This window comes from Banduia mediterranea, from assembly GCF_031846245.1.
GTDB lineage: Bacteria > Pseudomonadota > Gammaproteobacteria > Nevskiales > Nevskiaceae > Banduia > Banduia mediterranea.
This window is the reverse complement of sequence record NZ_JAVRIC010000008.1, coordinates 83804-108115: the sequence shown is the minus strand read 5'-3', so window position 1 is coordinate 108115 and position 24312 is coordinate 83804. Positions and strand designations below refer to the sequence as shown.

Here is a 24312-nt window from a genome sequence, read left to right as displayed (position 1 = left end):
GTGGCTGGCTGACAGAATTGGCAGCAAATGGCAGAATCTGGCAGAAAGCCGCTAGGCGTTTAGGTGGCGGCGTCCGTCACCCGGGGTACCCGATGAGTTCACCGCCGTTCCCGTCTGCTTCCGAGCCCCAGGTCCAGGCCCTGATTTCGTATCTCGAACACGAGGTGCAACCCAGCATCGTGCTCGACACCGAGTACAACATCCTCGCGGCCAATGGCGCCTACCAGCGGCAATTCGGCGTCGCTGGCACGCCGCATGTCGGCGCCAAGTGCTACCGGGTTTCTCATCAGTACGGGCTGCCCTGCGATCAGGCCGGTGAGCATTGTCCGATGCGTAAGGCCCATGAAACCCGGGCGCCGGATCGCGTCCTGCACATCCATCACACACCGCGCGGCCCAGAACATGTCGATGTGGAGCTGCGGCCGATTCTCGACGGCGACGGCCGGGTCGTGGCCTATGTCGAACGTCTGAGTACGGTGGTCGCAGCATCGGCGCAGCCGCAACAGGACGGCTTGGTCGGTCGTGCGCCGGCCTTCCAGGAGGCCCTGGCGGCGTTGCAGCGAGCGGCGCCGGCGCAGATTCCGGTACTGCTGCAGGGCGAGTCCGGGACAGGCAAGGAATTGTTCGCCCGCGCGCTGCATACCAGCAGCGCGCGGAAGCGCGGGCCGCTGGTGGTGGTCGACTGCACCGGACTGACCGAGGCGCTGTTGGAAAGCGAGCTGTTCGGTCACGAAAAGGGGGCCTTCACCGGCGCCGCCCAGCGCAAGATCGGCCTCGCCGAAACTGCGCATGGCGGCACGCTGTTTCTCGACGAAATCGGCGATGTGCCCATGGCGATGCAGGTCAAGCTGCTGCGCCTGATCGAATCGGGCACATTCCGTCGTGTCGGCGGCCTGGAAACCCTGCGCGCCGATTTCCGTCTGGTTTCGGCGACGCACAAGCCGCTGAAGGACATGGTGGCCGCCGGCAGCTTCCGGCAGGATCTCTACTACCGCATCAGCGCTTTCCCGATTCGCCTGCCGGCCCTGCGTGAACGTAGCGAAGACCTGCCCTTGCTCATCGACAGCCTGCTGCAACGCATCGCCGGCAGCGCCGCGCCGAGCATCGATCCGGCGGCGATGAAGCGTCTGAGCCTCTATGCCTATCCCGGCAATGTCCGCGAGCTGCGCAATATTCTTGAGCGCGCGCGCCTGTTTGCGGACGACGGCTGCATCCATGTCGAGCATTTGTCGGTGGAGCTGCGCGAAGCGCAGGCGCGGCCAAGTGCTCGACCTGGCCGCGGCCAGGGGGAACAGGCACGTCTCGCCCATGCTCTGGCGGTGTTCCGCGGCACGCGCAGTGAACTGGCCCAGCATTTGGGCATGAGCGAACGCACGCTCTACCGGCGCCTGCGCGAACTCGGCCTGGAATGAGACGCGGCAAAGGCGGCATCGTCTCCTCCGGCACTGCCAATCGACTGCCTTGGACTGTCAATGGCAGCGCCAGTGGGGCCGGTTTTTCGCCCGGCACGATTTCAAGTAACTGATTTAAAACGACTCCTCATTGTGAGGCTCGCTGGCATGAATAGCGCGTAGGGGCCCGTATGCTGCCACTCACCGATCGCCGCCTGTTGCGCGACATCATCATTATTCTCGTCATTAAATTGATCGCGATCATGGTGATCTGGCAGCTGTTCGTCGACGATCACCGCGTGGCGGTGGACGACGCCAAAGCCACCTCCGCCGTGCTCGGCCCTCCGCCGATGCCGCCAGTGATTCCAATGAGAGAGCCGCGTGATGATCAGTGAGCACCTAGTCGATCTGTCGCGATTGCAATTCGCCGTAACCGCGCTTTACCACTTTCTGTTCGTTCCGCTGACGCTGGGCATGGTCTGGTTGCTGGTGATCATGGAAAGCGTCTACGTGATGACCGGAAAGCTCGTCTACAAGGACATGACGCGTTTCTGGGGCAAGCTGTTCGGCATCAATTTCGCGCTCGGCGTCACCACCGGCATTACCCTCGAATTCCAGTTCGGGACCAACTGGGCGTACTACTCGCATTATGTCGGCGATATCTTTGGGGCGCCGCTGGCGATCGAAGGCCTGATGGCCTTCTTCCTCGAATCCACCTTCATCGGCTTGTTCTTCTTCGCCTGGGACCGTCTCTCCAAGCATCAGCACCTGCTGGTGACCATCCTGATGGCGATCGGCACCAACCTGTCGGCGCTGTGGATCCTGATCGCCAACGGCTGGATGCAGAATCCGGTCGGGTCCGAGTTCAACTTCGAGACGATGCGCATGGAGCTGACCGACTTCTGGGCGGTGGTGTTCAATCCGGTCGCGCAGGCCAAGTTCGTCCATACGGTGTCGGCCGGCTACGTCACCGGCGCGATGTTCGTGCTGTCGATTTCCGCTTGGTATCTGTTGCGCGGCCGCGACGTCGAATTCGCCAAGCGCAGCTTCCGCATTGCCGCTGCGTTCGGTCTGGCCTCGGTCTGCTCGGTGATCGTGCTCGGTGACGAGTCCGGCTACACCGTCGGCGAATCCCAGCAGACCAAGCTGGCGGTGCTCGAATCGATGTGGGAAACCGAGCCGGCGCCGGCAGCTTTCAACCTCGTCGCCTGGCCCAATCAGGCCGAGGAGAAGAACGACTGGGCGCTGGAGATCCCCTGGGTCATGGGCCTGATCGGAACGCGTTCGGTGAGCCGGGAAATCCCCGGCATCCTCGAAATCAAGGACAAGAACCGGATCCGCATCATTTCCGGCATCGAGGCGGTCAAGGCCCTCGCTGTGCTGCGCGCGGACCGCAACGACAGCGCCGCGCGCGCGATCTTCGAGCAGCACAAGGCGGACCTCGGCTTCGGTCTGCTGCTGCGCAAATACGTGATCGACATGGACACGGTGACGCCGGAGCTGATCGAGCGCGCCGTCAACGACACGATTCCGCGGGTCACGCCGATGTTCTGGGGATTCCGGGCGATGGTCGGCATCGGCTTCCTGATGCTGGCGCTGTTTACGGTCGCCGCCTGGCACACGCTCAAGCCCTACGACCACCGCAAGCGCTGGTTGATGAAATGGGCCCTATGGTCGCTGCCCTTGCCGTGGATCGCCTGCGAACTCGGCTGGTTCGTCGCCGAATACGGTCGCCAACCGTGGACCATCTACGGCGTGCTGCCAACCCATCTGTCGGTGTCGACGCTGAGCGTCGGCAGCCTCTACGGCTCCCTGGCCGGCTTCGTCGGTTTCTACACCATCCTGCTGATCGTCGAGATGTATCTGATGATCCGCTTCGCGCGCCAGGGACCGGGCAGCCTCGGCACCGGCCGCTACCAGTCCGAACCGCAGCACCACTGAGAAGGCATCGTCATGCTCGACTATGAAACCCTGAAACTGATCTGGTGGCTGCTGATCGGTGTGCTGCTGATCGGATTCGCCGTCATGGATGGCCACGATATGGGCGTCGGTAGCCTGTTGCCGTTCGTGGCCCGCAATGATGTCGAACGCCGAGTGGTCATCAATACCGTCGGTCCGCACTGGGACGGCAACCAGGTCTGGTTCATCACCGGCGGCGGCGCGATCTTCGCGGCCTGGCCGGTGGTCTATGCCACGGCCTTCTCGGGCTTCTACTGGGCCATGCTGGCAGTGCTCTGGGCCTTGTTTCTGCGCCCGGTCGGCTTCGACTACCGCAGCAAGATCCACGATCCGCGCTGGCGCAGCACCTGGGACTGGGGCCTGTTCGTCGGCGCCAGCGTGCCGCCGCTGATCTTCGGCGTCGCCTTCGGCAACCTGCTGCTGGGCGTGCCGTTCCATTTCGACGACAACATGGTCTCGTACTACACCGGCAGCTTCTGGCAGTTGCTGAATCCCTTCGCCCTGCTCTGTGGGGTGGTTTCGACTGCAATGATCGTGACCCACGGCGCGGTCTACCTGACGCACCGTACCGACGGCGTGATTGCCGAACGCGCGCAACGCGTCGGCTACGGGGCCGGGCTGTTGCTGCTCCTGGCGTTCAGCGCCGCCGGCCTGTGGCTGGCCTTCGGTATCGATGGCTACCGCATCGTCTCGGCGATCGACGGCAATGCGGCGATCAGCCCCACCAGCAAGAGCGTGGAGCATGCCGCCGGCCTGTGGCTGGCCAATTATCAGGCGCAGCCGCTGACCATACTGGTTCCCGTCGCGGCCTATCTCGGTGCGATCGCCGCCCTGGTGTTGCTGCGTATCGGCCGTACCGGCAGCGCTTTCGTCGCCTCGGCACTGATGCTCGCCGGCGTCATCGGCACCGCCGGCGTGTCGATGTTCCCGTTCGTGATGCCCTCGTCGTCGCAGCCGGGCCACGGCCTGACCGTCTGGGACAGCACGGCAACACGTCTATCGCTATCGATCATGTTCTATTGCGTGCTGATTTTCATGCCGCTGATCATCATCTATACCTCGTGGGCCTATCGCGTGATGCGCGGCAAGGTCGACACCGATCACATCGAACGCAACCAGCACAGCGCTTACTAGGAGCATGCTCATGTGGTATCTGACCTGGGTTTTAGGCGTCGGTTTTGCCGTTTTGCTGGCGATCCTCAACGCCATGTGGGGCGAAAACGAGGAGGCTCGCAGCGAAGCCGACCGGCCCCCGCCCGACGCATGAACCTCGACGTGAACGAGGCTCCGTCACAAACCGGTCTGGCCTGGCTGCCGTTGCTGATCGGCTTGTGTCTGATGTTCGGCATCACGGCCTATCCGAAGGTGCTGATCGACGGCAGTGGCCGCGCCGATCACCTCGCGGTGACGCTGGCCGGATGGGCGATGGCTGCCGGCATCGTGCGCGGGGTCGGCTTCGTGCCGCGTCACCGCGTGCTGCGCTGGGTGCTGTCGGCAACCGCCTGTGTGAGCTGCCTGCTGCTGGCCGGTCTGCGGCTTTACCTGGTGCGTGGCTGAAGCTTGGATTACTGCCGCCGCAGGTATTCGGGATGACCGCGAAGTGAGCCTGCGCCGCGCGAGGGGCACTCGCGTTGCGAACCGGTGAGGCCCGCAACGCGGGTGCAGGGATTAAATGCGGGGGTTCAGAGGTCGCGCAGCAGGGCGTTGATCCCGACCTTCTCGCGGGTTCTGGCATCCACGCGTTTGACGATGACAGCGCAGTTGAGCTGGTAGCGGCCGCCGTCCTTCGGAAGCGAGCCGGCGACGACCACGGCGCCTGCCGGCACGCGGCCATAGCTGATCTCGCCGCTTTCGCGATCGTAGATCGGGGTGCTCTGGCCGATAAACACGCCCATCGAAATGACCGCGCCACGTTCGACGATCACACCTTCGACGATCTCCGAGCGTGCGCCGACAAAGCAGTCGTCCTCGATGATCGTGGGGTTGGCCTGCAGCGGTTCGAGCACACCGCCGATGCCGACGCCACCCGAGAGGTGCACATTGGCGCCGATCTGCGCGCAGGAGCCGACCGTGGCCCAGGTGTCGACCATGCTGCCGGCGCCGACATAGGCGCCGATGTTGACGTAGGACGGCATCAGCACCGCGCCGGGGGCGACGAAGCTGCCGCGGCGTACCGTGGCCGGCGGCACCACGCGCGCGCCCTGTTCGGTGAAGTCATTGGCGCTGTAGCTGGTGTACTTGAGCGGGACCTTGTCCCAGCCGGTGAGGGCGCCGCATTTGACGATGTCGTTGTCGTGCAGGCGGAAGTACAGCAGCACGGCTTTCTTCAGCCACTGGTTGACCTGCCAGCCGTCTTCGCCGGGTTCGGCGACGCGTGCTGCACCCTTGTCCAGCATTTCGATCACGGTTTCGACCTGATCGCGCAGTTGGACGTCATCGGAGCTGACGCGGTCGCGGGTTTCCCAGGCCGACTCGATGGCCGTCTTCAGTTTTTCGGTCATGGTTCACAGCGTTGTGGAGGAGCAGGTGAATGGGTGAACGCGCTTTACAGCGCCGTTCACGACATCAGGGGCGCGAATATACCGCCCCGTGTCCATCCGTCCCACCCGTCAGGCGGCGATCCTGGCGTCGTCGGGGGCATCACGACGGTTCAGCGTGCGCGTCAGCACCTCGCGCAGGTCCTCTAGCGTGTCTTCGTCGGTGATCCGGTGGTGCTCGCGGTCGGTAATGAAGAACACGTCCTCGGCGCGCTCGCCGATCGTTCCGATCTTCGCGGCGTCGAGCAGGATGCCGCGTTTCTGGAAAATGCGCCCGACGATCGATAGTAAACCCGGCTGGTCGGGCGCCACCAGTTCCAGAATTGTGCGCTCGCGGACGTCGTCCTGACTGATATAGATGTGGGTCGGGGTATTGAAGCTCTTGAGCTTGCGCGCCGCACGCCGCGTGATGGTGATGCTGGACACGTTCGGATCGGACAGCACGCGGCGCAGCGCATCCGCGATTTCCGGGTGGCGCACCGAGTCGTTGATCGGCGAGCCATCGCCTTCGACCATGACGTAGGTGTCGAGCGCGAAGCCGTCGGCGGTGGTGTTCAGTCGGGCGTCCAGAATCGACAGCCCCAACTGCGCGAGCACGCCGGTGCACAGCGCAAACAAATGATCCCGATCGCGCGTGTACAGGAATACCGTGGTGCCTCGATCCTCGAGGTCGCGCACCAGAACCAGCGGCAGTGTGCCATCGCCGGCCTCGACGATCGCCGGCAGGTGCCAGGCCAGTTCCTCATCGCTGTGGCGCAGGAAGTAGTCCTCGTCGAAGCGCGCCCATACGCTGTTCGCAGCGGATTCGTCGATGCCGCTGCCGGCCAGCAGTTTGAGGGCGCGCTGTTTGCGCTCGGCCACCACTTCGGAGGCTTTCACCGGGTTGTGCAGGCCGCGTTCGAAGGCCCGCGTGGTCGCGCGATACAGGCCGTTGAGCAGGGATTCACGCCAGGAATTCCAGAGCGCCGGATTGGTGGCGCGGATATCGGCACAGGTCACCAGGAACAGGTAGTCGAGGCGCGAGCGGTCGCCGACCTTGGCGGCGAAATCGGCCACCACCTGCGGATCCGAAATGTCCATGCGCTGCGCCGTCAGCGACATCGTCAGGTGATTGCGCACCAGCCAGGCGACGAGCTCGGCGTCGGCATGCGACAGCCCGTGGTCGAGGCAGAAATTCGTCGCATCCTCGGCGCCGATCTCGGAATGGTCGCCGCCACGGCCCTTTCCGAGATCGTGAAACAGGCCGGACAGGTAAAGCAATTCCTTTTTCGGAATGCGTTCCATGACCTCGTAGCAGAACGGCAATTCGGTCCGGAAGCGCTCCATCGCCATGCGCCGCAGATTGCGCACCACGTACAGCGAATGCTCATCCACCGTCAGCGTGTGGAACAGGTCGTACTGCATGTGACCGATGACCAGTCCGAAGCTCGGCAGATAACGGCCCAATACGCCGTAACGGTTCATGCTGCGCAGCGCCCGGGTCAGCCCGCGGCCTTCCCGGAACATCTGCAGAAACAGGTCGCGCGCGCGCCCGTTTTCGCGCAGGCCTTCGTCGACCAGCCGCCGGTCGCGCCGCAGCAGGCGCAGCGTGCTCGCCGAAATACCCTGGATTTCGGGATGCTTCTGCAGCGCGGCGAAAATCTCGATCAGCGCGAACGGATGGCGCCGGAACACTTCGTCGGAGGTAGCTTCGAGGAAGCCGCGACGAACCTGGAAGCGGCGGTTCAATGGCTGTGCGTCGGCATTTTCGTCGCCGCGCAGGATCGCCTCGTCGAACAGCTGCAACAGCATGTCGTTGAGGCAGGATAGCGACTTGATGGTGCGGTAATACAGCTGCATGAACTGCTCGACCGCCAGATTGTGATCCTGGTCGACGTAGCCGAACAGGCCGGCCGCCTTGATCTGATGGTCGAACAGCAGGCGGTCTTCCTTGCGTCCCGTGAGCATGTGCAGGGCGAAGCGCACGCGCCACAGAAAGTCCTGCCCGCCGAACAGTTCGTCGCATTCCTGTTTGCTCAGAAAGCCGCGTTCGCGCAGTTCGCTCAAGGTCTGCGCGCCAAAGTGCCGCTTGGCGACCCAGGCTATCGTCTGGATATCGCGCAGCCCTCCGGGACTTTCCTTGACGTTGGGTTCGAGTTTGTAGCCGGTGTCGTCGAACTTGCGGTGACGCGCGGACTGCTCCTCGAGCTTGGCGCGGAAGAAGCGCTCGACTGGCCACACCTTCTCCGGTGCCAGCGCCGCCTCCAGCGAGGCGTACAGTTTCGTATCACCATCCAGATAGCGCGCTTCCATCAGATTGGTGATGACCGTCAGGTCGTCGCGCGAATATTCCACGCAGTCGGTGATGCTGCGCACACTGGAACCGACCTCCAGGCCGATGTCCCACATGAATGCAAGAAACTGCTCCAGCGCCTGACGGTTGGCATCGAGCACGTCGCCGTCGAACAACAGCAGGATGTCGATGTCGGAGTGGGGCAGCAGTTCGCTGCGGCCGTAACCGCCCACGGCGACCAGGGATATGCCCGCCGGCGCATTCGGCAGCGTGCGCTGCCATGCCGTTCTCAGAACCTCGTCGACCAGAAAGGCGCGTGCGCGCACCAGGGATTCGGCGGGCGCACCGTCATGGAAGAAGTTGTAGAGCCGTTCCTGACCCCACGCCAATGTGTCGCGAAAAGCTTTGATCGGCTGTGAATCCGACTGAAGCATCGCCTGTATTTTCCGTGCGCTGAACAGCGATTGCTCTTCCGCGACTTCAAATTCCGCACCCATGGCACTCTCGTCCGTTGCCTTCGTCATGACTTCCGCCGCTGTATGCAAGAAGCGCGCGATTGCGGCGCCGCACCGTACTTTTCGGATTTCCCGATCAGAGTATCCGCATCACCACTCGCCGTCGCGATGGGTCAGCACTTCAACGCCATCGTCGGTAACCAGCACCGTATGCTCCCACTGCGCCGATAGCGAGTGGTCCTTGGTCACGACGGTCCAGCCATCCGGCAGCAGGCGCACCTCGGCGCGGCCGGCATTGAGCATCGGCTCGATGGTGAAGGTCATCCCCGGAATCAGTTCCAGCCCGGTTCCGGGGCGACCGTAGTGGAGTACCTGGGGATCTTCGTGATAGATCCGGCCGATGCCATGGCCGCAATATTCCCGCACGACAGAAAAGCCGTTCGACTCCGCGTGCACCTGGATGGCGTGACCCACGTCGCCGAGCGTGGCGCCGGGGCGCACCTGTCGGATGCCTTCGAGCATCGCCTGGTGTGTGGTGTCGACCAGTCGGCGCGCGAGGACGCTGGGTTCGCCGACGAAGTACATCTTGCTGGTGTCGCCGTGAAAGCCGTCGATGATTACGGTGACATCGATATTCATGATGTCGCCGCGCTTGAGCTTCTTGTCGCCCGGAATGCCGTGGCAGACCACATGATTGAGTGAGGTGCACAGCGTTTTCGGGAAACCGCGATAGCCGACGTTGGCCGGAATGCCCTGAAGCTCGTTGACGATGAAGTCGTGGCAGATCCGGTCCAGTTCGTCGGTGCTGACGCCGGGCTGCACGTGCGGCTCGATCATGCTCAGGACGCGTGCGGCGGCAACGCCGGCAACGCGCATTTTCTCCTGTTCCTCGGGCGATTTGAGTGTGAAGGACATTGATGGAAACCGGTTGACCGCAGACTGGGCCGGTAAACACGGCCGACGCCCGGGATAAAAGGATGAAGTTTACGTCGACGGGGCCGGGGCTGCCTCGAGGCGTCACGACTGCCCTGTGCGGTCGTCGATTGCGCCGCACCGAAAACGCGGCATTGCGGTGTGGCAGGTCGACGGTGACGTGTGGACGGGCTGAGGAGCATTGTCCGGCAGGGGCGCATATGGTATAAAGCGCCGCCTTTTTTGGCAACGCGGTTGCTGTTCAGGGTCATTGATGACCGGCGGCCGGCGCGGCAAAAGAGGCTAATCCATTCGCACCTGACTTGGGTTGCGTCGCAAGACGAAACACCAGGTGCGATTTGCCAAAACCCAAGGAGTCAAACCATGTCTTCGACTGTGACGATGCGCCAGTTGCTGGAGGCCGGTGTCCATTTCGGCCACCGTACCCGCTACTGGAATCCGCGTATGGAGCCGTACATCTTCGGCGAGCGGAACAAAGTTCATATCATCAATCTCGAGCGGACCCTGCCGATGCTCAAGGACGCTTGCAACTATGCGAGCCGCCTGGCCGCCAGCGGCGGTCGCATTCTGTTCGTCGGCACCAAGCGCGCCGCGCGCGAGGCGATCGAGACCGAAGCCGCGCGTTGCGACATGCCGTACATCTCCCAGCGCTGGCTCGGTGGCACGCTGACCAACTTCAAGACGGTCAAGCAGTCCATCAAACGCCTCACCGAGATGGAAAAGCAGGTCGAGGATGGCTCGATCACGCGTCTGGTCAAGAAGGAACAGCTCAACTTCCAGCGTGAAATCGAGAAGCTGCGTCGTTCGCTGGGCGGCATCAAGCAGATGCAGAGCCTGCCGGATTGTCTGTTCGTGATCGATACCGGTTACGAAAAGATCGCGATTCAGGAAGCCAAGAAGCTCGGCATTCCGATCATTGCGGTAGTGGACACCAATAATGACCCGTCGCCGGTCGACAGCGTCGTGCCGGGCAATGACGACGCCACCCGTGCGATCCGTCTGTACACCCAGGTGCTGGCCGATTCGATCATCGAAGGCCGCAGCTCCGTGACCACGCGCCGTGCGGCCGAAGCGGCCGAAACCGCTGCACCGAAGGCTGCCGCCGTGGCCGCTCCGGTGGAGGCTGGCGCCGAAACCGAGGGGGCGGCGGAATGAGCATTACCGCATCACTCGTCAAGGAGCTGCGCGAGCGTACCGGCGCGGCGATGATGGACTGCAAGAAGGCGCTCGAAGCGACCGGCGGCGATGTCGATGCCGCGATCGAAAAGATGCGCATGGACGGCATGGCCAAGGCCGACAAGAAGGCCTCGCGCGTTGCCGCCGATGGCACCATCGCGGTCGCTTCCAGCGGCAATGCGCTGGCGATCGTCGAGGTCAACTGCGAAACCGACTTCGTCGCCAAGGCCGACGACTTCATGGCGATGGCGCAGTTGGCCGGCGAACTCGCGCTGGAGTTCCGACCCGAGACGGTCGAATCGCTGCTGCAGCTGTCGCGCGATGGCCGCACGCTCGACGAAGTCCGTCGTGGTCTGGTGTCCAAGCTCGGCGAAAACATGACGGTGCGCCGCTTCCAGGTGCTCGACAATGCCGGCGGAGCGCTCAGCTACTACCTGCACGGTTCGCGCATCGGGGTGGCCGTCGCGCTCAAGTCCGGTGACGAGGCCTTGGCCAAGGATCTGGCGATGCATATCGCCGCGTCGCAGCCGAAGTTCATTTCGGCTGCGGAAGTTCCGGCCGAGATTCAGGATGCGGAGCGCAAGATTCTGTTGGCGCAGGCCGAGGAAAGCGGCAAGCCGATCGAGATCGTCGAGAAAATGATCGAAGGACGGCTGCGCAAGTTCCTGGCCGAAATCACGCTGCTGGGCCAGCCGTTCGTGAAGGACCCGGATCAGACGATCGAAAAGCTGTTGAAGGCGCAGGGTGCCGAAGTGGCCCGGTTTGTGCGCTTCGAGGTCGGCGAAGGCATCGAGAAGAGCGAGGTGGATTTTGCGGCCGAGGTCATGGCCACTGCCCAGGCGACGATGGGGTAAACTCCGTCGCCGGTCCGTGGATCGAACAAGGCCCCGGTAACGGGGCCTTGTTTTAGGCGCATATCGCGACATTTCGGCTCGCGGGTTCGAACGTTCGCGCCGAGGTATGTTTCGCCGTTCGGCGTGCGGGTGGCCCGCCCGCACACCCAAAAAAAATACGGCCTGTCTTGCAGCTTGGACGACGATCAGAAAAATCATGAGCAAACATGCGGCGTTGAACGGACTTCCTGCGGATCGGCTGGCGACGCCACTTGGGGTGTGGGAATGAGCACTGTACCCGCCTATAAGCGCATTCTTCTGAAGCTGTCCGGCGAAGCCCTGATGGGTTCGCTGGATTACGGAATCTCCAGCGATGTGATGATGCAACTGGCGCACGAAATCCAGACGGTGTCGCAAGCCGGGGTCGAGGTTGCCGTGGTCGTCGGCGGCGGAAATATCTTCCGGGGTGAAGGTCTCGCCAAGGGTGGTATTGACCGTGTTACCGGCGACCAGATGGGCATGCTGGCGACCGTCATGAACGCCCTGGCGATCCAGGATGCGATCGAGCGCATCGGCCTCAATGCGCGCGTCATGTCGGCGATTCGCATCAATCAGGTCTGCGAGGATTTCATTCGCCGCCGCGCCGTGCGCCATCTGGAGAAGGGCCGTATCGTGGTATTCGCCGCCGGGACCGGCAATCCGTTCTTCACCACAGACTCGGCGGCCGCGCTGCGCGCCACCGAGATCGAAGCCGATCTGGTGCTCAAGGCGACCAAGGTCGACGGCATTTATACGGCAGACCCGAAGAAGGATCCCGAGGCGATGCGCTTCAGCGAGTTGAGCTACGACGAAGTCTTGAGTCGTCGCCTGGCGGTGATGGACCAGACCGCGATCCTGTTGTGCCGCGACCATCGAATCCCACTGCGGGTCTACAACATGACGAGCCCCGGCGAGCTGCTCAAGATCGTTCAGGGCGCCACGGACGTCGGCACGCTCGTTCACTAAACATCAGGCGAGAATTCCCATGATCGAAGACATCAAGAAGGACGCCGCGCAGCGCATGAGCAAGGCGATCGACGTACTCAACGCCGAGTTTGCCAAGGTGCGTACCGGTCGAGCCAGCTCGGCCCTGCTCGATCATGTGCGGGTGGACTACTACGGCGCCGAAATGCCGGTTTCCCAGGCCGCCACGGTGGTGGTGGAGGACTCCCGCACGATCTCGATCACGCCTTGGGAAAAGAACATGGTCGGCGCCATCGAGAAGGCGATCATGAAATCGGACCTCGGCCTGACGCCGAACACCGCCGGCACCGTGATCCGCATCGTGATGCCGCCGCTGACCGAAGAGCGCCGGCGCGATCTGGTCAAGGTGATCAAGACCGAGGCCGAGCAGGCCAAGGTCGCGGTCCGCAATGTGCGCCGCGATGCCAACCAGTCGATCAAGGATCTGGTCAAGGAAAAGATGATCGGCACCGACGAGGAAAAGCGCGGCGAGGTCGAGATTCAGAAGATCACCGATCAGTGGGTGGCGAAGATCGACGAACTCGTCGTGGCCAAGGAGAAGGAGATGCTGTCGCTGTAAGGCGGCCTGCCCTGATTCCGGGATGAGCCTGAACCCACCCGAATTGCCGCCGCAGGCGGTACCGAAGCACGTTGCCGTCATCATGGACGGAAACGGACGCTGGGCGCAGCAGCGCCAGCGTCCGCGCGTCAGCGGACACCGTGCTGGCGTGCGCGCCGTGCGTGCCGCAGTGCGCGCCTGTCACAAGGCCGGTGTCGGCACCCTGACGCTGTTCGCATTCAGTCAGGAGAACTGGCAGCGTCCGGCGCTGGAAGTGCGCTTGCTGATGGAGCTGTTCGCGCGTGCGCTCAAACGTGAGCTTGCGAGCCTGCACAAGAACAATGTGCGTCTGCGCTTCATCGGAGCCCACGATCTGTTCTCGGCCTCGCTGCGCGAGCAGATGGCACAGGCAGAGGCCGCCACTGCCGGCAATACCCACATGGATCTGGTGATCGCCGTCGGCTACGGTGGCCAGTGGGATGTGGCCGAGGCCGCGCGCCGCTTGCAGCGCGAAGGTCGGGAAATCACGGCCGAAGCCATCGACACCGCGGTGTGCACCGCCTTCGCGCCCGCGCCGGATCTGATGATCCGCACCGGTGGCGAGAAGCGCATCAGCAATTTCATGCTGTGGCAGCTGGCCTATACCGAGCTGTACTTCAGCGACACTCTGTGGCCGGACTTTGGCGAGGACGAGATGAGTGCTGCAATTGCCTGGTTCGCCAACCGCAACCGTCGCTTCGGCCGCGTGCCGGAGGCCCAGTAATGCTGTTGCAGCGCGTGCTCACGGCGTTGGTGCTGCTGCCCTTGGCGGTGGCTGCGATCTGGTTCCTGCCGACCACCGGCTTGGCGCTTCTGTTCACCGCCCCGGCTCTGGTGGCCGCGCATGAATGGGCGGCGCTGAGCGGGCTTTCGGCAGCGCCGGCGAAGTTCGGCTATGTCGCTCTCGGTGCGCTGCTGATTTTACTGGCGGTGTTTGCGCTGCCGGCATTCGGGCATCTGCTGTTGTGGGGCTGCGCAGCCTTGTGGTGGCTGATCGCCTTGGTATGGATCGTTCGCTATCCCGCCGGTTTCTCGCCGAGCCGCCCGTCACCGGCCCTGCGGGCCGGCATCGGTTTGCTGATCTTTGCTTCGACCATCAGCGGTCTCGCGGCGCTGCACGCGCACGCCTCGAACGGGACGCTGTTTGTGTTGGCGACCTTCGTGATCGTCTGGGCCGCCGATATTGGCGCCTATTTCGCGGGCCGCGGCTTCGGCCGCCACAAGCTCGCGCCACGCGTTTCGCCGGGCAAGACCTGGGAAGGCTTTGTCGGCGGTTTCGTCGCCGCGGTCGCGGCTTCCGCCGGCATGGCCCTGCTGTTGTTCGCGCCCGAGCAGCGGCCCTGGCTGCTGTGGCTGTCGCTGTGCGCCGGTTTGAGCGTAGTCTCGGTGATCGGCGACCTGAGCGAGAGCCTGCTCAAGCGACATGCAGGGGTCAAGGACAGCGGCGCGCTTTTGCCCGGACATGGCGGTGTGCTCGATCGTGTCGACAGCCTGCTGGCGGTCGCGCCCCTGATGGCCTTGGGCGTTTACGGATTGGGTCTGTGATGCGCCAGATCGTAATACTCGGTGCGACCGGTACGGTGGGGCGCAACACTCTGGACGTGGCGCGTCGTCATCCGCAGCGCCTGCGGGTGCTGGCCTTGACAGCGAATCGGGACATCGCCGGTCTGGTTGCATTGTGCCGCGAGTTCCAGCCGCGCTACGCCGCGACGGCGGACGCCTCGAAATGGGCGGAGTTGCGTGATGCGCTGGCAGGCACTGAAACCGAGGCGCTGGCCGGTGCTGAGGCGGTGGCGCAACTGGCGGCGCATGAGGCGGCCGATCTGGTGATGTCGGCGATCGTCGGCGCCGCAGGCCTGCTACCGACGCTGGCGGCGGTGCGGGCTGGCAAACGTGTACTGGTCGCCAACAAGGAGCCGCTGGTCATGGCCGGCCAGCTGATGATGCAGGCCGCCGCCACGGCCGGCGCAACATTGGTTCCGATCGACAGTGAACATAATGCGATCTTTCAGTGTCTACCTGAAGGCTATCGATGCGGAACGCCGGACTCCGGGGTGCGCCGCATCATTCTGACCGCCTCCGGCGGTCCGTTCAGGGAGACCGAGTTGTCGAAGTTGCGAGATGTGACGCCGGCCGAGGCCGTGCGTCATCCGAACTGGGTGATGGGTCCCAAGATTTCCGTCGATTCGGCGACGATGATGAACAAGGGCCTGGAGCTGATCGAGGCTCGCTGGCTGTTCGGGTTGCCATCGGAATCGATCGACGTGGTGCTGCACCCGGAGAGCGTGATCCATTCGCTGGTGGAATACCGCGACGGTTCCATGCTTGCGCAGCTGGGGCAGCCCGACATGCGCGTACCGATCGCGCATGCCTTGGCGGCGCCGGAGCGTTGGGAGTCCGGTGTCGGTGGTCTGTCGCTGGCCGAGGTGGCGAAGCTGCATTTCTCGGAGGTGGAGTCCGCACGATACCCGGCCCTGGGCATGGCTCGTCAGGCGCTTCAGGCAGGCGGCCGCGCCAGCAATGTACTCAATGCCGCCAATGAAGTGGCTGTGGAGGCGTTTCTGGCCGGCGGCGTGAGTTTTACCGGGATTGCGTCGGTGATCGACGAATCCCTGGACCGCTCCGAGGGCGCGGGTTTGCCCGATGCGGACGATCTCGATTCCGTGCTTGCGATCGATGCCTGGGCGCGCGATGCCGCCCGGTCCGTGATCGCGGGACTAGACACAAAGGTGATGCATGCTTGATCTGATGTGGTCGCTGGGCGGCTTCATCGTCGCCATCGGCGTGTTGGTTGCATTCCACGAATTCGGACACTTCTGGGTCGCGCGTCGCTGCGGCGTGCGCGTGCTGCGCTATTCGATCGGCTTCGGGCGACCCTTGCTGAAGCGTACCGGCAAGGACGGCACGGAATATGTGCTGTCGGCGATTCCGCTGGGCGGCTACGTGAAGATGCTCGATGAGCGCGAAGGCGAGGTCGTGCCCGAAGAAGTGCATCGCGCTTTCAACCAGCAGGCCTTGTGGAAGCGATCTGCAATCGTCGCGGCGGGGCCGATGTTCAATTTCGCGTTGGCGGCCGTCGCCTACTGGGCGGTCTACGTGATCGGCGTGCCGGACATGAAGCCGGTCATCGCTGCGCCACCGGCTGCCAGCGCGGCGGCCGTAGCCGGGCTCGGCGAGCAGGATCTGGTGCTGCGCATCGACGATCGCGCGATCACGACGTGGCAGGAACTGCGCACGCGTCTGATCGAGGACGCACTCGGCGAGGACTTCGTGCGCCTTGAAGTGCAGGGCAGGGACGGTCAGATACGCAATGTGTCGCTGCCGCTGGATCAGGTGCGCGTCGATCCGCAGTATCTGTTCGCGGACCTGGGTCTGCAGGAGTTCAGGCCGCCGATTCCACCGGTGCTCGGCGAAGTCGTGGCCGGTGAAGCCGCCGCCGCGGCCGGGCTGCAGTCGGGCGATCGCATCGTCAGCGCGGAAGACGAATCGATCGCTGACTGGCAGCAATGGGTCAGCTGGGTCCAGGCGCGTCCGAATCAGCGTGTGAGCATCGATATCGAACGCGAGGGTCGCCCGCAGACCGTGGAAATCGCGCTCGGATCGATCGAGCAGAACGGTCAGACCGTGGGGCGGATCGGGGCCGCTCCGGACCTCAGCGGCGCACAACGCCTATGGCAGGATTTGCGCGCCGAGCGCCGTCTGGGTATCGTCGCGGCCCTGCCGGTCGCGGTCTCCGAAACCTGGCAGATGTCGTGGCTGACCTTGCGCATGCTCTATCGCATGGTTATCGGCGATGTTTCGATCAAGAACGTCAGCGGGCCGATCCAGATTGCCCAGTACGCCGGATACTCGGCCCAGACCGGACCGGTGGCGTTTCTGATGTTCGTGGCCGTGGTCAGCGTCAGTCTCGGGGTTTTGAACCTCCTGCCAGTGCCCATGCTGGACGGGGGACATTTGTTGTATTACGCGGTGGAGGCGGTCAAGGGGTCCCCGGTTTCAGAACGTGCGCAGCTAGTCGGCCAGCAGGTCGGGCTGACATTTCTCGCGCTGCTGATGGGGCTCGCTTTCTATAACGACATCATGCGATTGATCGGCTAATGCAAGGTATTCCGTCGTCTACTTCGGCAGCGCGCGCGCAGCGTGGTTTCCTCCTGCTCGTCCTGATTGGCCTGGCGATGCTGACGGCGCGTGCCGAGGCGTTCAGCGCCTTCACGATCCGGGACATTCGCGCCGAAGGCCTGTCGCGTCTCGACCTGGGCACGGTGCTGACCTATCTGCCGGTTCAGGTGGGCGACCAGCTCAACGAGCAGACCGCCCGGCAATCGGTGCGCGCGCTCTACGGTTCCGGCCTGTTTCAGGACGTATCGCTGAGCAGCGAGGGCGACACGCTGATCGTCAATGTGAAGGAACGTCCGGCGATCACCTCGTTCGAGATCACGGGCAATGAAAAGATCGGCGGCGACGAACTCAATGAGTCCCTGAGCCAGCTCGGGCTCGCCGAGGGCGAGCTGTTCAAGCGCTCGCTGCTCGATGGTGTCGGTCAGGAGCTGCGTCGTCAGTACTACGCCAACGGCTATTACGACGTCGCAGTCGATTCCAAGGTCATCGAGCAGGGCAACAACCGCGTCAAGATCGAGATCGAGGTCACCGAAGGCAAGGTCACCAAGATCAAGGAGATCAACATCGTGGGTGCGACGGCATTTCCGCGTGAGGAATTGCTGGAGCAGTTCGAGCTGCACCGCACCAACTGGATGCCGTTCCAGCGCACCGACCGCTATTCCAAGCAGCAGTTGTCGGGCGATCTGGAAACGCTGCAGTCCTATTATCAGGATCGTGGTTATCTCAAGTTCGAAATCCTTTCCGTTCAGGTCGCGCTGTCGCCGGACAAGAAGGAAATCTACATCACGATCAACGTCAACGAGGGGCAGGTCTATACGGTCGAAGACCGGCGCTTCTCGGGCGATACGATACTCAACGAGAAGTTTCTCGAGTATCTGACGACGACCAACGCGGGCGATACCTTCTCGCGCAAGCAGGCCACCGAGAGCGCCGACCGGATCGAGGCCGCACTGTCGGACGTGGGCTACGCCTTCGCCGAAGTCACGCCGATTCCGGAAGTCGAGGACGAGTCGCGCAAGGTCACGCTCAACTACTTCGTGCAGCCGGGCAAGCGAACCTACGTCCATCGCATTGGTTTCTCTGGGCACGGCAGCACCAACGACGAGACCCTGCGTCGCGAGATGCGTCAGCTTGAAGCGGCGCCGTTTTCGAAGAGCGCGGTCGAGCGCTCGCGCGTACGCCTTGAGCGTCTGGCGTTCGTCGAGTCGGTCGAAGTCGACACGCAGCCGGTGCCCGGCACCGACGATCTGGTCGACATCAACTACACGATCAAGGAACGGCCACCGGGTTCGGTGCAGTTCGGCGTCGGCTTCTCGGGCTCCTCGGGCTTCGTGCTCAGCGGCAGCGTGACCCATTCGAATTTCATGGGCACCGGCAACCGCATCGCGGTCACGGCCGAGAACAACAGCTACTCCAAGCAACTGAGCTTCTCCTGGACCGATCCGTATTTCACCGAGGACGGCATCAGCCAGACCATCTCGACGACCTACCGCAAGTCCGACCGCATCATTCGCTACAGCTCGGGCTTTTCGACCAACACGATTTCTGCAAACCTGATTTACGGCATTCCGCTGTCGGAATTCGTGGCCGTTCGTCTCGGCGGCGGCATCGAGGATACGGCGGTGGAGACCTTCGCCAGCGCATCGAGCGACGAAGTGCTGAGTTTTGTGGTCGACAATGGTTCGCACTACGTCAACTTCCTGGCGCGCACCGGCATCGGCCGGGATACGCGCAACCGCACGATCTTCGCCAGCCGCGGTTCCTTGCAGCAGCTCAATCTTGACGTTGCAGTGCCGGGCAGCGATCTGACGTTCTACACCGTGAGTCTCAACGCGGAGCAGTTCATACCGATCTACAAGCGCTTCTTCCTCGACATCAACGGCACGGTTGGCTATGCCGATGGCTACGGCAGTACCAAGAAGATTCCGCCGTATGAGAACTTCTTCGCCGGCGGCTCGCGCACCGTACGTGGTTTCCGCGACGGCACGCTGGGGCCGCGCGACACGCCGAACGACAACCCTTATGGTGGCAAACTGCGTACCACCATGCAGAACGAGTTGATCATTCCGCTGCCGTTCGCGGCGGATGGCAATTCGACACGGCTGGCGGCGTTCTTCGATATCGGTAACGTCTTCGCCGAACCTGGGGAATTCGAGTTCGACGAGCTGCGTCGCTCGGCGGGCATCGCCTTCCGCTGGTTCACGCCGTTCCTGGGCATTCTCAATTTGAGCTATTCGTATCCGCTCAACGAGCAACCCGAAGATGAGGTCGATCGCTTCCAGATCACCTTCGGTTCCGGTTTCTGATCGCAAACCTCCGATACCAAACTATTCAGCTTTTTCCGCGAGAACATTTATGCGTAACGTAATGAAGACTTTGATTGCTGTGATTGCCCTGCCGGCCGCCGTGCTGGTGAGTGCGCCGGTGCTGGCCCAGACCAAGATCGCAACGGTGCGTGCCAATGCGCTGGTCGCCCAGTCGCCCCAGTACAAGGCGCTGGAAACCAAGATGAAGGCGGACTTCGAGCGTCGTGCCAATGAACTGCAGGCCGAAGGCAAGCAGCTCGAAGCCGACCTCAAGAAGTTCCAGCAGGAGGCCGATCTGCTGTCGCCTCAGGACCGCAATGCGCGCGAGAAGGATCTGAACACACGTCAGATCGACTTCGGCTACAAGCGCAAGCAGTTCCAGGAAGACGTGCAGAATCGCGAGCGCGAGCTGTCCGGCCAGATGATGGAGGAGATCAAGGGTGTGATCGCCGCCGTCGCCAAGGAAAAGGGTGTGGATGCCGTATTGCAGGATCCGGTCTACGCGGCCGACGGCATCGACATCACCGACGACGTGCTGCAGCGCCTGACCAAGTAACAGGGTGCAGGCGGCTTCGATGACGGTGCGGCTGGGCGAACTTGCCAAGTCCTTCGGCCTGGACATGCAGGGTGATCCCGAGACGCAGATCACCGGTGTCTGCACGCTGCAGCCGGGCAAGCCCGGTTGCATCGGCTTTGTCGCCCATCCGAAATACCGAAGCCAGCTGAACGCGACGCTGGCGTCGGCGGTGATCGTGACGCCAGCGGTTGCGGGCGACTATGCCGGCAATGCCCTGATCGCACGCGATCCGAATCTCGCATTCGCGCGCGTCGCCACGCGCTTCGACGATGAACCGAAAGTCTGTGGCGGCGTGCATGCGAGCGCGGTCGTCGACCCATCGGCCGAGGTCGCGGGCAGCGCCTGGATCGGACCGAATGCGGTCGTCGAGGCGGGTGCCGTGATCGGTGAGCGCGTGTCGGTCGGTGCCGCTTGCGTGGTGTCGCGGAACGCAGTTCTGGGCGAGGACACCCGGCTTGAGGCGCGCGTGTGGGTCGGGCGGCGTTGCGTGCTGGGCGCTCACTGCCGGGTCCACCCTGGTGCCGTCATCGGCAGCCGCGGGTTTGGTAATGTGCAATCCGCCGAGGGATGGGTCGCGGTTCCGCAGTTGGGCGCGGTGCGTATTGGTGATGATGTCGAAATCGGCGCCAACACCACGATCGATCGGGGCGCGATCGACGATACCGTGATCGGAAGCGGCGTGAAGCTGGATAACCAGATCCAGGTGGCGCACAACGTGCACATCGGCGATCACACGGCGATCGCGGCCTGTGTCGGCATTGCCGGCAGTACCCGCATCGGCCAGCGCTGCCTGATCGGCGGCGGCTGCGGGATCAACGGGCATCTGGTCATCGGCGACGATGTGATCATTCTCGGCTTTGCCATGGTGACCAAGTCCTTGCCGAACGCAGGGCAGTATGGTTCCGGCATGCCCGTGGAGCCGGCGCGCGAATGGCGCCGTACCGTGGCGCGGCTGCGCCGCCTGAAATCGCAGGAGGCGAGGCTCAGGGCGCTCGAACATATATTGCAGATTGATTCCGGAGAGAATGGGGACGATACCGGTGAACCAGACCTTGCTTGATTGTCGCGACATCCTGGCGTTGCTGCCGCATCGCTACCCTTTCATGTTGGTCGACCGAGTGATCGGCTACGACCCCGAAAAAACGCTGACGGCGATCAAGAACGTCACCTATAACGAGCCATTCTTTCCGGGGCACTTCCCGGAAGTGCCGATCATGCCCGGCGTGATGATCCTCGAGGCGATGGCGCAGACCTGTGGCTTGCTGGCGATCAAGATTTCGGGTGTGCGCCGCGAGTCCGGCATGCTGCTGTACTTCGCCGGCATCGACAACGCGCGGTTCAAACGCCCGGTCGTGCCGGGTGATCGCCTTGAATTCGTGGCCACGGTGGTGCGTCACAAGCGCGACATCTGGAAGTTTTCCTGCCGCGCCACCGTGGACGGCGAACTGGCCTGCGAAGCCGACATGCTCTGCGCCTTGCGCAATGGTGGCGTGAAGGCGGATGACGCCCAGGCATGATTCACCCGACGGCCATCGTCGATCCCGCGGCACGGATCGGCAACGACGTCACGATCGGTCCGTACAGCATCGTCGGCCCCGGCGTCGAGATCGGTGACGACAATTGGATCGGGCCGCACGTGGTACTGAGCGGACCGATGATGATCGGGCAGGGCAATCGGATCTTTCAATTCGCATCGCTCGGCGAGATTTCGCAGGACAAGTCGGCCAGACCCGAAGACGACACCCGTGTCGAAATCGGCAACGGCAATACGATCCGCGAATACGTCACGATTCAGCGCGGCACGCTCAAGGCCGAAGCCCTGACGCGTGTCGGCGACGACAACTGGATCATGGCGCAGGCCCACATCGCGCATGACTGTTTCGTCGGGGATCACACCATTCTCGCCAATGGCACCACCTTGGCTGGACACGTCACGATCGAGGACTGGGCCGCACTGGGTGGCTACACGCTGGTGCACCAGTTCTGCCGCGTCGGCGCGCATGCGTTCTCCGGCGGCGGTGCGGTGATCCTGCGCGATCTGCCGCCGCACGTGATGAGCGAAGGTCAGCCGGCCGCGCCGCGCGGCATCAACAAGGAAGGCTTGCGTCGGCGCGGATTCACGCCCGATCAGATCGACGAAGTCGAAGATATCTACAAGCTGGTCTACCGTTCCGGAAAACTCATCGCGGCGATCAAGGACGAATTGCGTCAGCGCGCCGAACACTCGCTGATCTCGGCGCAATGGCTGGAGTTCATCGAGAAGTCCAAGCGGGCCTTGCAGCGATGAGGCCGGGGCCCGGGACCCGGGACCGGGGACCTGGGGAAACCCGAGGTACGGTCCGTCAGGCGGGAGCCCCAAGCGGCTGGAAGCCCCGATCTCCTGGATGCAACGGCAAACTGCTGTTGTTGCTTTCCGGGTCTCGGCCTCAAGCATGAAATTCGCTCTGGTCGCCGGCGAAACCTCCGGTGATATCCTCGGCGCCTCCCTGATCCGAGCCCTGCGCGGCCTCTATCCGCAGGCACAGTTCTACGGCGTGGCCGGTCCGCGCATGGTCGCCGCCGGTTGTGAGACCATCGAAACCATCGACGCGCTGTCGGTGATGGGCCTGTCCGAAGTGATCAAGGAGCTGCCGCGCCTGTTTCGCCTGCGGGCGGAACTGGTGACGCGCTTCAGCGACGACCGCCCTGACTGCATGATCGGCATCGACGCGCCGGATTTCAATCTGGGGCTGGAGCGGCGACTACGCGAGCGTGGCATCAAGACCGTGCACTACGTCAGTCCGACCGTCTGGGCCTGGCGGCAGGGCCGCGTGCACGGCATCGCAAAAAGCTGCGATCTGATGCTGAGCCTGTTCCCGTTCGAGGCCGATTTTTATCGCGAGCACGCGATGCGCGTGGCCTATGTCGGCCATCCGCTGGCGGACGAGCTTGACGCGACGCTGACGCCGGCTCAGGGCCGCGCGGCGCTGGGTCTGGTCGAGCAGCCCTGTCTCGCGGTTCTGCCGGGCAGCCGCAAGGCTGAAGTGTCGATGCTGATGCCGCTCTACGCGGACGCGGCGCGGCGCCTGGCCGAGCGCCATCCACAGCTTCAGTTCGTGGTGCCGGTGGCCAAGCCCTCGCTGCGGCCGCTGATCGAGGCGGCCATTGCCGGGCATGCGCCGCAGCAGAACTGGACGCTGCTCGACGGCCAGTCGCGCGAGGCCATGCGCGCCGGCGAGGCGGTCCTGCTGGCCTCGGGCACGGCGACATTGGAGTGCCTGCTGCTGGGGCGCCCGATGGTTGTCGGCTACCGCGTGGCGCCGTTTACGGCGTTTTTGCTGCGCAAAGTCGGCTTGCTCAAGATCGAGCGTGTCAGCCTGCCGAACCTGCTGTGCCGAGAACCGCTGGTCGATGAACTGTTGCAGGACGATGCCACAGGTGAGAACTTTGCCAACGCCGTTTCACGCCTGATCGACGACCCCGTGGCCGCCCAGAAACAGACCGACGCCTTCGACGCGGTACGCGACGAACTGCGCCGCAACGCCGCTGCGCATGCCGCCTCCGCAATTGCGGAGCTGCTGACATGAGCGCAGGCCCGCGTATTGCCTGCGTTGCCGGGTTGGACGAGGCCGGTCGTGGCGCACTGGCCGGCCCGGTCTATGCCGCCGCGGTGATCCTGGACGAGCGAGATCCGTTCGAGGGCCTGCGTGACTCCAAGGCGCTCAGTGCCAAAGCCCGCGAACGTCTCGCGCAGACGATCGTGACGCGCGCCGAGGCCTGGGCGGTCGCCAGCGCCAGCGTCGCCGAGATCGAATCGATCAACATTCTGCGCGCCTCGTTGCTGGCGATGCAGCGCGCCTGGGAAGCCTTGTCGAGGCGCTCGGATTCGGCGCTGGTCGATGGCCTGCATCTGCCGAAGCTTGGTTGCGCGGCGCAGGCCGTGGTCGATGGAGACGCCCTGCATCCCTGCATCATGGCCGCTTCGATACTGGCCAAGGTCAACCGGGACGCCGAAATGTGCCGCCTCGATGCCGAGTATCCAGGCTATGGATTCGCCGCACACAAGGGTTATGGCACGCGCGTGCATCTGGACGCCCTGAACCGCCTGGGCGCGACTCCGGTGCATCGCCGCACCTTCGCGCCGGTGGCGCAGCTTTCGCTGCGGCTTGCCTGAA

General features: G+C 63.5%; 24 protein-coding genes. 21 read left to right on the top strand and 3 right to left on the bottom strand.

Annotated features, from left to right (window positions below):
* The first annotated feature begins 92 nt into the window (after positions 1 to 92).
* From RM530_RS07835 to RM530_RS07810, 6 genes are all read left to right on the top strand, one after another.
* Positions 93 to 1412, top strand: a complete 1320-nt coding sequence (locus tag RM530_RS07835) for a sigma-54 interaction domain-containing protein (protein WP_311364665.1) — start codon at positions 93 to 95, stop codon at positions 1410 to 1412.
* A gap of 170 nt (positions 1413 to 1582) precedes the next feature.
* Positions 1583 to 1786: a cytochrome oxidase putative small subunit CydP gene (cydP, locus tag RM530_RS07830; RefSeq protein ID WP_311364664.1), complete on the top strand. Its 204-nt coding sequence runs from the start codon at positions 1583 to 1585 to the stop codon at positions 1784 to 1786.
* On the top strand, positions 1776 to 3332 hold the full coding sequence (locus RM530_RS07825) for a cytochrome ubiquinol oxidase subunit I (protein ID WP_311364663.1): 1557 nt from the start codon (positions 1776 to 1778) through the stop codon (positions 3330 to 3332). Before cydP ends, RM530_RS07825 begins: the two co-directional genes overlap by 11 nt.
* A gap of 12 nt (positions 3333 to 3344) precedes the next feature.
* Entirely contained in the window at positions 3345 to 4484 is a 1140-nt protein-coding gene (cydB, locus tag RM530_RS07820; RefSeq protein WP_311364662.1) for a cytochrome d ubiquinol oxidase subunit II, read from the top strand.
* 10 nt (positions 4485 to 4494) lie between these two features.
* Positions 4495 to 4617 (top strand): cytochrome bd-I oxidase subunit CydX, encoded by a 123-nt coding sequence (gene cydX / locus RM530_RS07815; protein ID WP_311364661.1) that lies wholly within the window; start codon positions 4495 to 4497, stop codon positions 4615 to 4617.
* Entirely contained in the window at positions 4614 to 4907 is a 294-nt protein-coding gene (locus RM530_RS07810; RefSeq protein ID WP_311364660.1) for a cyd operon YbgE family protein, read from the top strand. The genes cydX and RM530_RS07810 overlap by 4 nt, the downstream gene beginning before the upstream one ends.
* Before the next feature lie 125 nt (positions 4908 to 5032).
* Here the strand turns inward: RM530_RS07810 and dapD are convergent, their stop codons facing one another.
* From dapD to map, 3 genes are all read right to left on the bottom strand, one after another.
* Positions 5033 to 5851: a 2,3,4,5-tetrahydropyridine-2,6-dicarboxylate N-succinyltransferase gene (gene dapD / locus RM530_RS07805; RefSeq protein ID WP_311364659.1), complete on the bottom strand. Its 819-nt coding sequence runs from the start codon at positions 5849 to 5851 to the stop codon at positions 5033 to 5035.
* Positions 5852 to 5959: 108 nt separating this feature from the next.
* Positions 5960 to 8683: a [protein-PII] uridylyltransferase gene (gene glnD, locus RM530_RS07800; RefSeq protein WP_311364658.1), complete on the bottom strand. Its 2724-nt coding sequence runs from the start codon at positions 8681 to 8683 to the stop codon at positions 5960 to 5962.
* Between the two features lie 81 nt (positions 8684 to 8764).
* The gene (gene map / locus RM530_RS07795; protein ID WP_311364657.1) at positions 8765 to 9529 is read right to left on the bottom strand and encodes a type I methionyl aminopeptidase; all 765 of its coding nucleotides are present in this window, start codon (positions 9527 to 9529) and stop codon (positions 8765 to 8767) included.
* Between the two features lie 381 nt (positions 9530 to 9910).
* Between map and rpsB the strand changes: the two genes are divergently transcribed.
* From rpsB to rnhB, 15 genes are all read left to right on the top strand, one after another.
* Positions 9911 to 10702, top strand: a complete 792-nt coding sequence (gene rpsB, locus RM530_RS07790) for a 30S ribosomal protein S2 (protein WP_311364656.1) — start codon at positions 9911 to 9913, stop codon at positions 10700 to 10702.
* A complete protein-coding gene (tsf, locus tag RM530_RS07785; protein WP_311364655.1) occupies positions 10699 to 11577 on the top strand; it encodes a translation elongation factor Ts in 879 nt (292 codons plus the stop codon). Before rpsB ends, tsf begins: the two co-directional genes overlap by 4 nt.
* Before the next feature lie 258 nt (positions 11578 to 11835).
* A complete protein-coding gene (gene pyrH / locus RM530_RS07780; RefSeq protein WP_432276081.1) occupies positions 11836 to 12561 on the top strand; it encodes a UMP kinase in 726 nt (241 codons plus the stop codon).
* 19 nt (positions 12562 to 12580) lie between these two features.
* Entirely contained in the window at positions 12581 to 13138 is a 558-nt protein-coding gene (frr, locus tag RM530_RS07775; RefSeq protein ID WP_311364653.1) for a ribosome recycling factor, read from the top strand.
* A 22-nt stretch (positions 13139 to 13160) separates the two neighbouring features.
* Positions 13161 to 13880, top strand: coding sequence for a polyprenyl diphosphate synthase (gene uppS / locus RM530_RS07770; RefSeq protein WP_349256192.1), 720 nt, complete (start codon positions 13161 to 13163; stop codon positions 13878 to 13880).
* Positions 13880 to 14701: a phosphatidate cytidylyltransferase gene (locus tag RM530_RS07765; protein ID WP_311364652.1), complete on the top strand. Its 822-nt coding sequence runs from the start codon at positions 13880 to 13882 to the stop codon at positions 14699 to 14701. Before uppS ends, RM530_RS07765 begins: the two co-directional genes overlap by 1 nt.
* Positions 14701 to 15900: a 1-deoxy-D-xylulose-5-phosphate reductoisomerase gene (locus RM530_RS07760; protein ID WP_311364651.1), complete on the top strand. Its 1200-nt coding sequence runs from the start codon at positions 14701 to 14703 to the stop codon at positions 15898 to 15900. Before RM530_RS07765 ends, RM530_RS07760 begins: the two co-directional genes overlap by 1 nt.
* Entirely contained in the window at positions 15893 to 17254 is a 1362-nt protein-coding gene (gene rseP / locus RM530_RS07755; protein ID WP_311364650.1) for an RIP metalloprotease RseP, read from the top strand. Before RM530_RS07760 ends, rseP begins: the two co-directional genes overlap by 8 nt.
* 77 nt (positions 17255 to 17331) lie before the next feature.
* Positions 17332 to 19581, top strand: coding sequence for an outer membrane protein assembly factor BamA (gene bamA, locus RM530_RS07750; RefSeq protein WP_311364649.1), 2250 nt, complete (start codon positions 17332 to 17334; stop codon positions 19579 to 19581).
* 61 nt (positions 19582 to 19642) lie between these two features.
* On the top strand, positions 19643 to 20137 hold the full coding sequence (locus tag RM530_RS07745; protein ID WP_311364648.1) for an OmpH/Skp family outer membrane protein: 495 nt from the start codon (positions 19643 to 19645) through the stop codon (positions 20135 to 20137).
* Positions 20138 to 20156: 19 nt separating this feature from the next.
* Positions 20157 to 21218 carry a UDP-3-O-(3-hydroxymyristoyl)glucosamine N-acyltransferase gene (gene lpxD, locus RM530_RS07740; protein WP_311364647.1) on the top strand — a complete coding sequence of 354 codons (1062 nt, stop codon included), beginning with the start codon at positions 20157 to 20159 and terminating at the stop codon, positions 21216 to 21218.
* Positions 21184 to 21675: a 3-hydroxyacyl-ACP dehydratase FabZ gene (fabZ, locus tag RM530_RS07735; RefSeq protein ID WP_311364646.1), complete on the top strand. Its 492-nt coding sequence runs from the start codon at positions 21184 to 21186 to the stop codon at positions 21673 to 21675. Before lpxD ends, fabZ begins: the two co-directional genes overlap by 35 nt.
* On the top strand, positions 21672 to 22445 hold the full coding sequence (gene lpxA, locus RM530_RS07730) for an acyl-ACP--UDP-N-acetylglucosamine O-acyltransferase (RefSeq protein WP_311364645.1): 774 nt from the start codon (positions 21672 to 21674) through the stop codon (positions 22443 to 22445). The genes fabZ and lpxA overlap by 4 nt, the downstream gene beginning before the upstream one ends.
* Before the next feature lie 145 nt (positions 22446 to 22590).
* Positions 22591 to 23724 carry a lipid-A-disaccharide synthase gene (lpxB, locus tag RM530_RS07725; protein WP_311364644.1) on the top strand — a complete coding sequence of 378 codons (1134 nt, stop codon included), beginning with the start codon at positions 22591 to 22593 and terminating at the stop codon, positions 23722 to 23724.
* Complete coding sequence (gene rnhB, locus RM530_RS07720) at positions 23721 to 24311, top strand: ribonuclease HII (RefSeq protein WP_311364643.1); 591 nt, start codon at positions 23721 to 23723, stop codon at positions 24309 to 24311. Before lpxB ends, rnhB begins: the two co-directional genes overlap by 4 nt.
* Position 24312 lies beyond the last annotated feature (1 nt).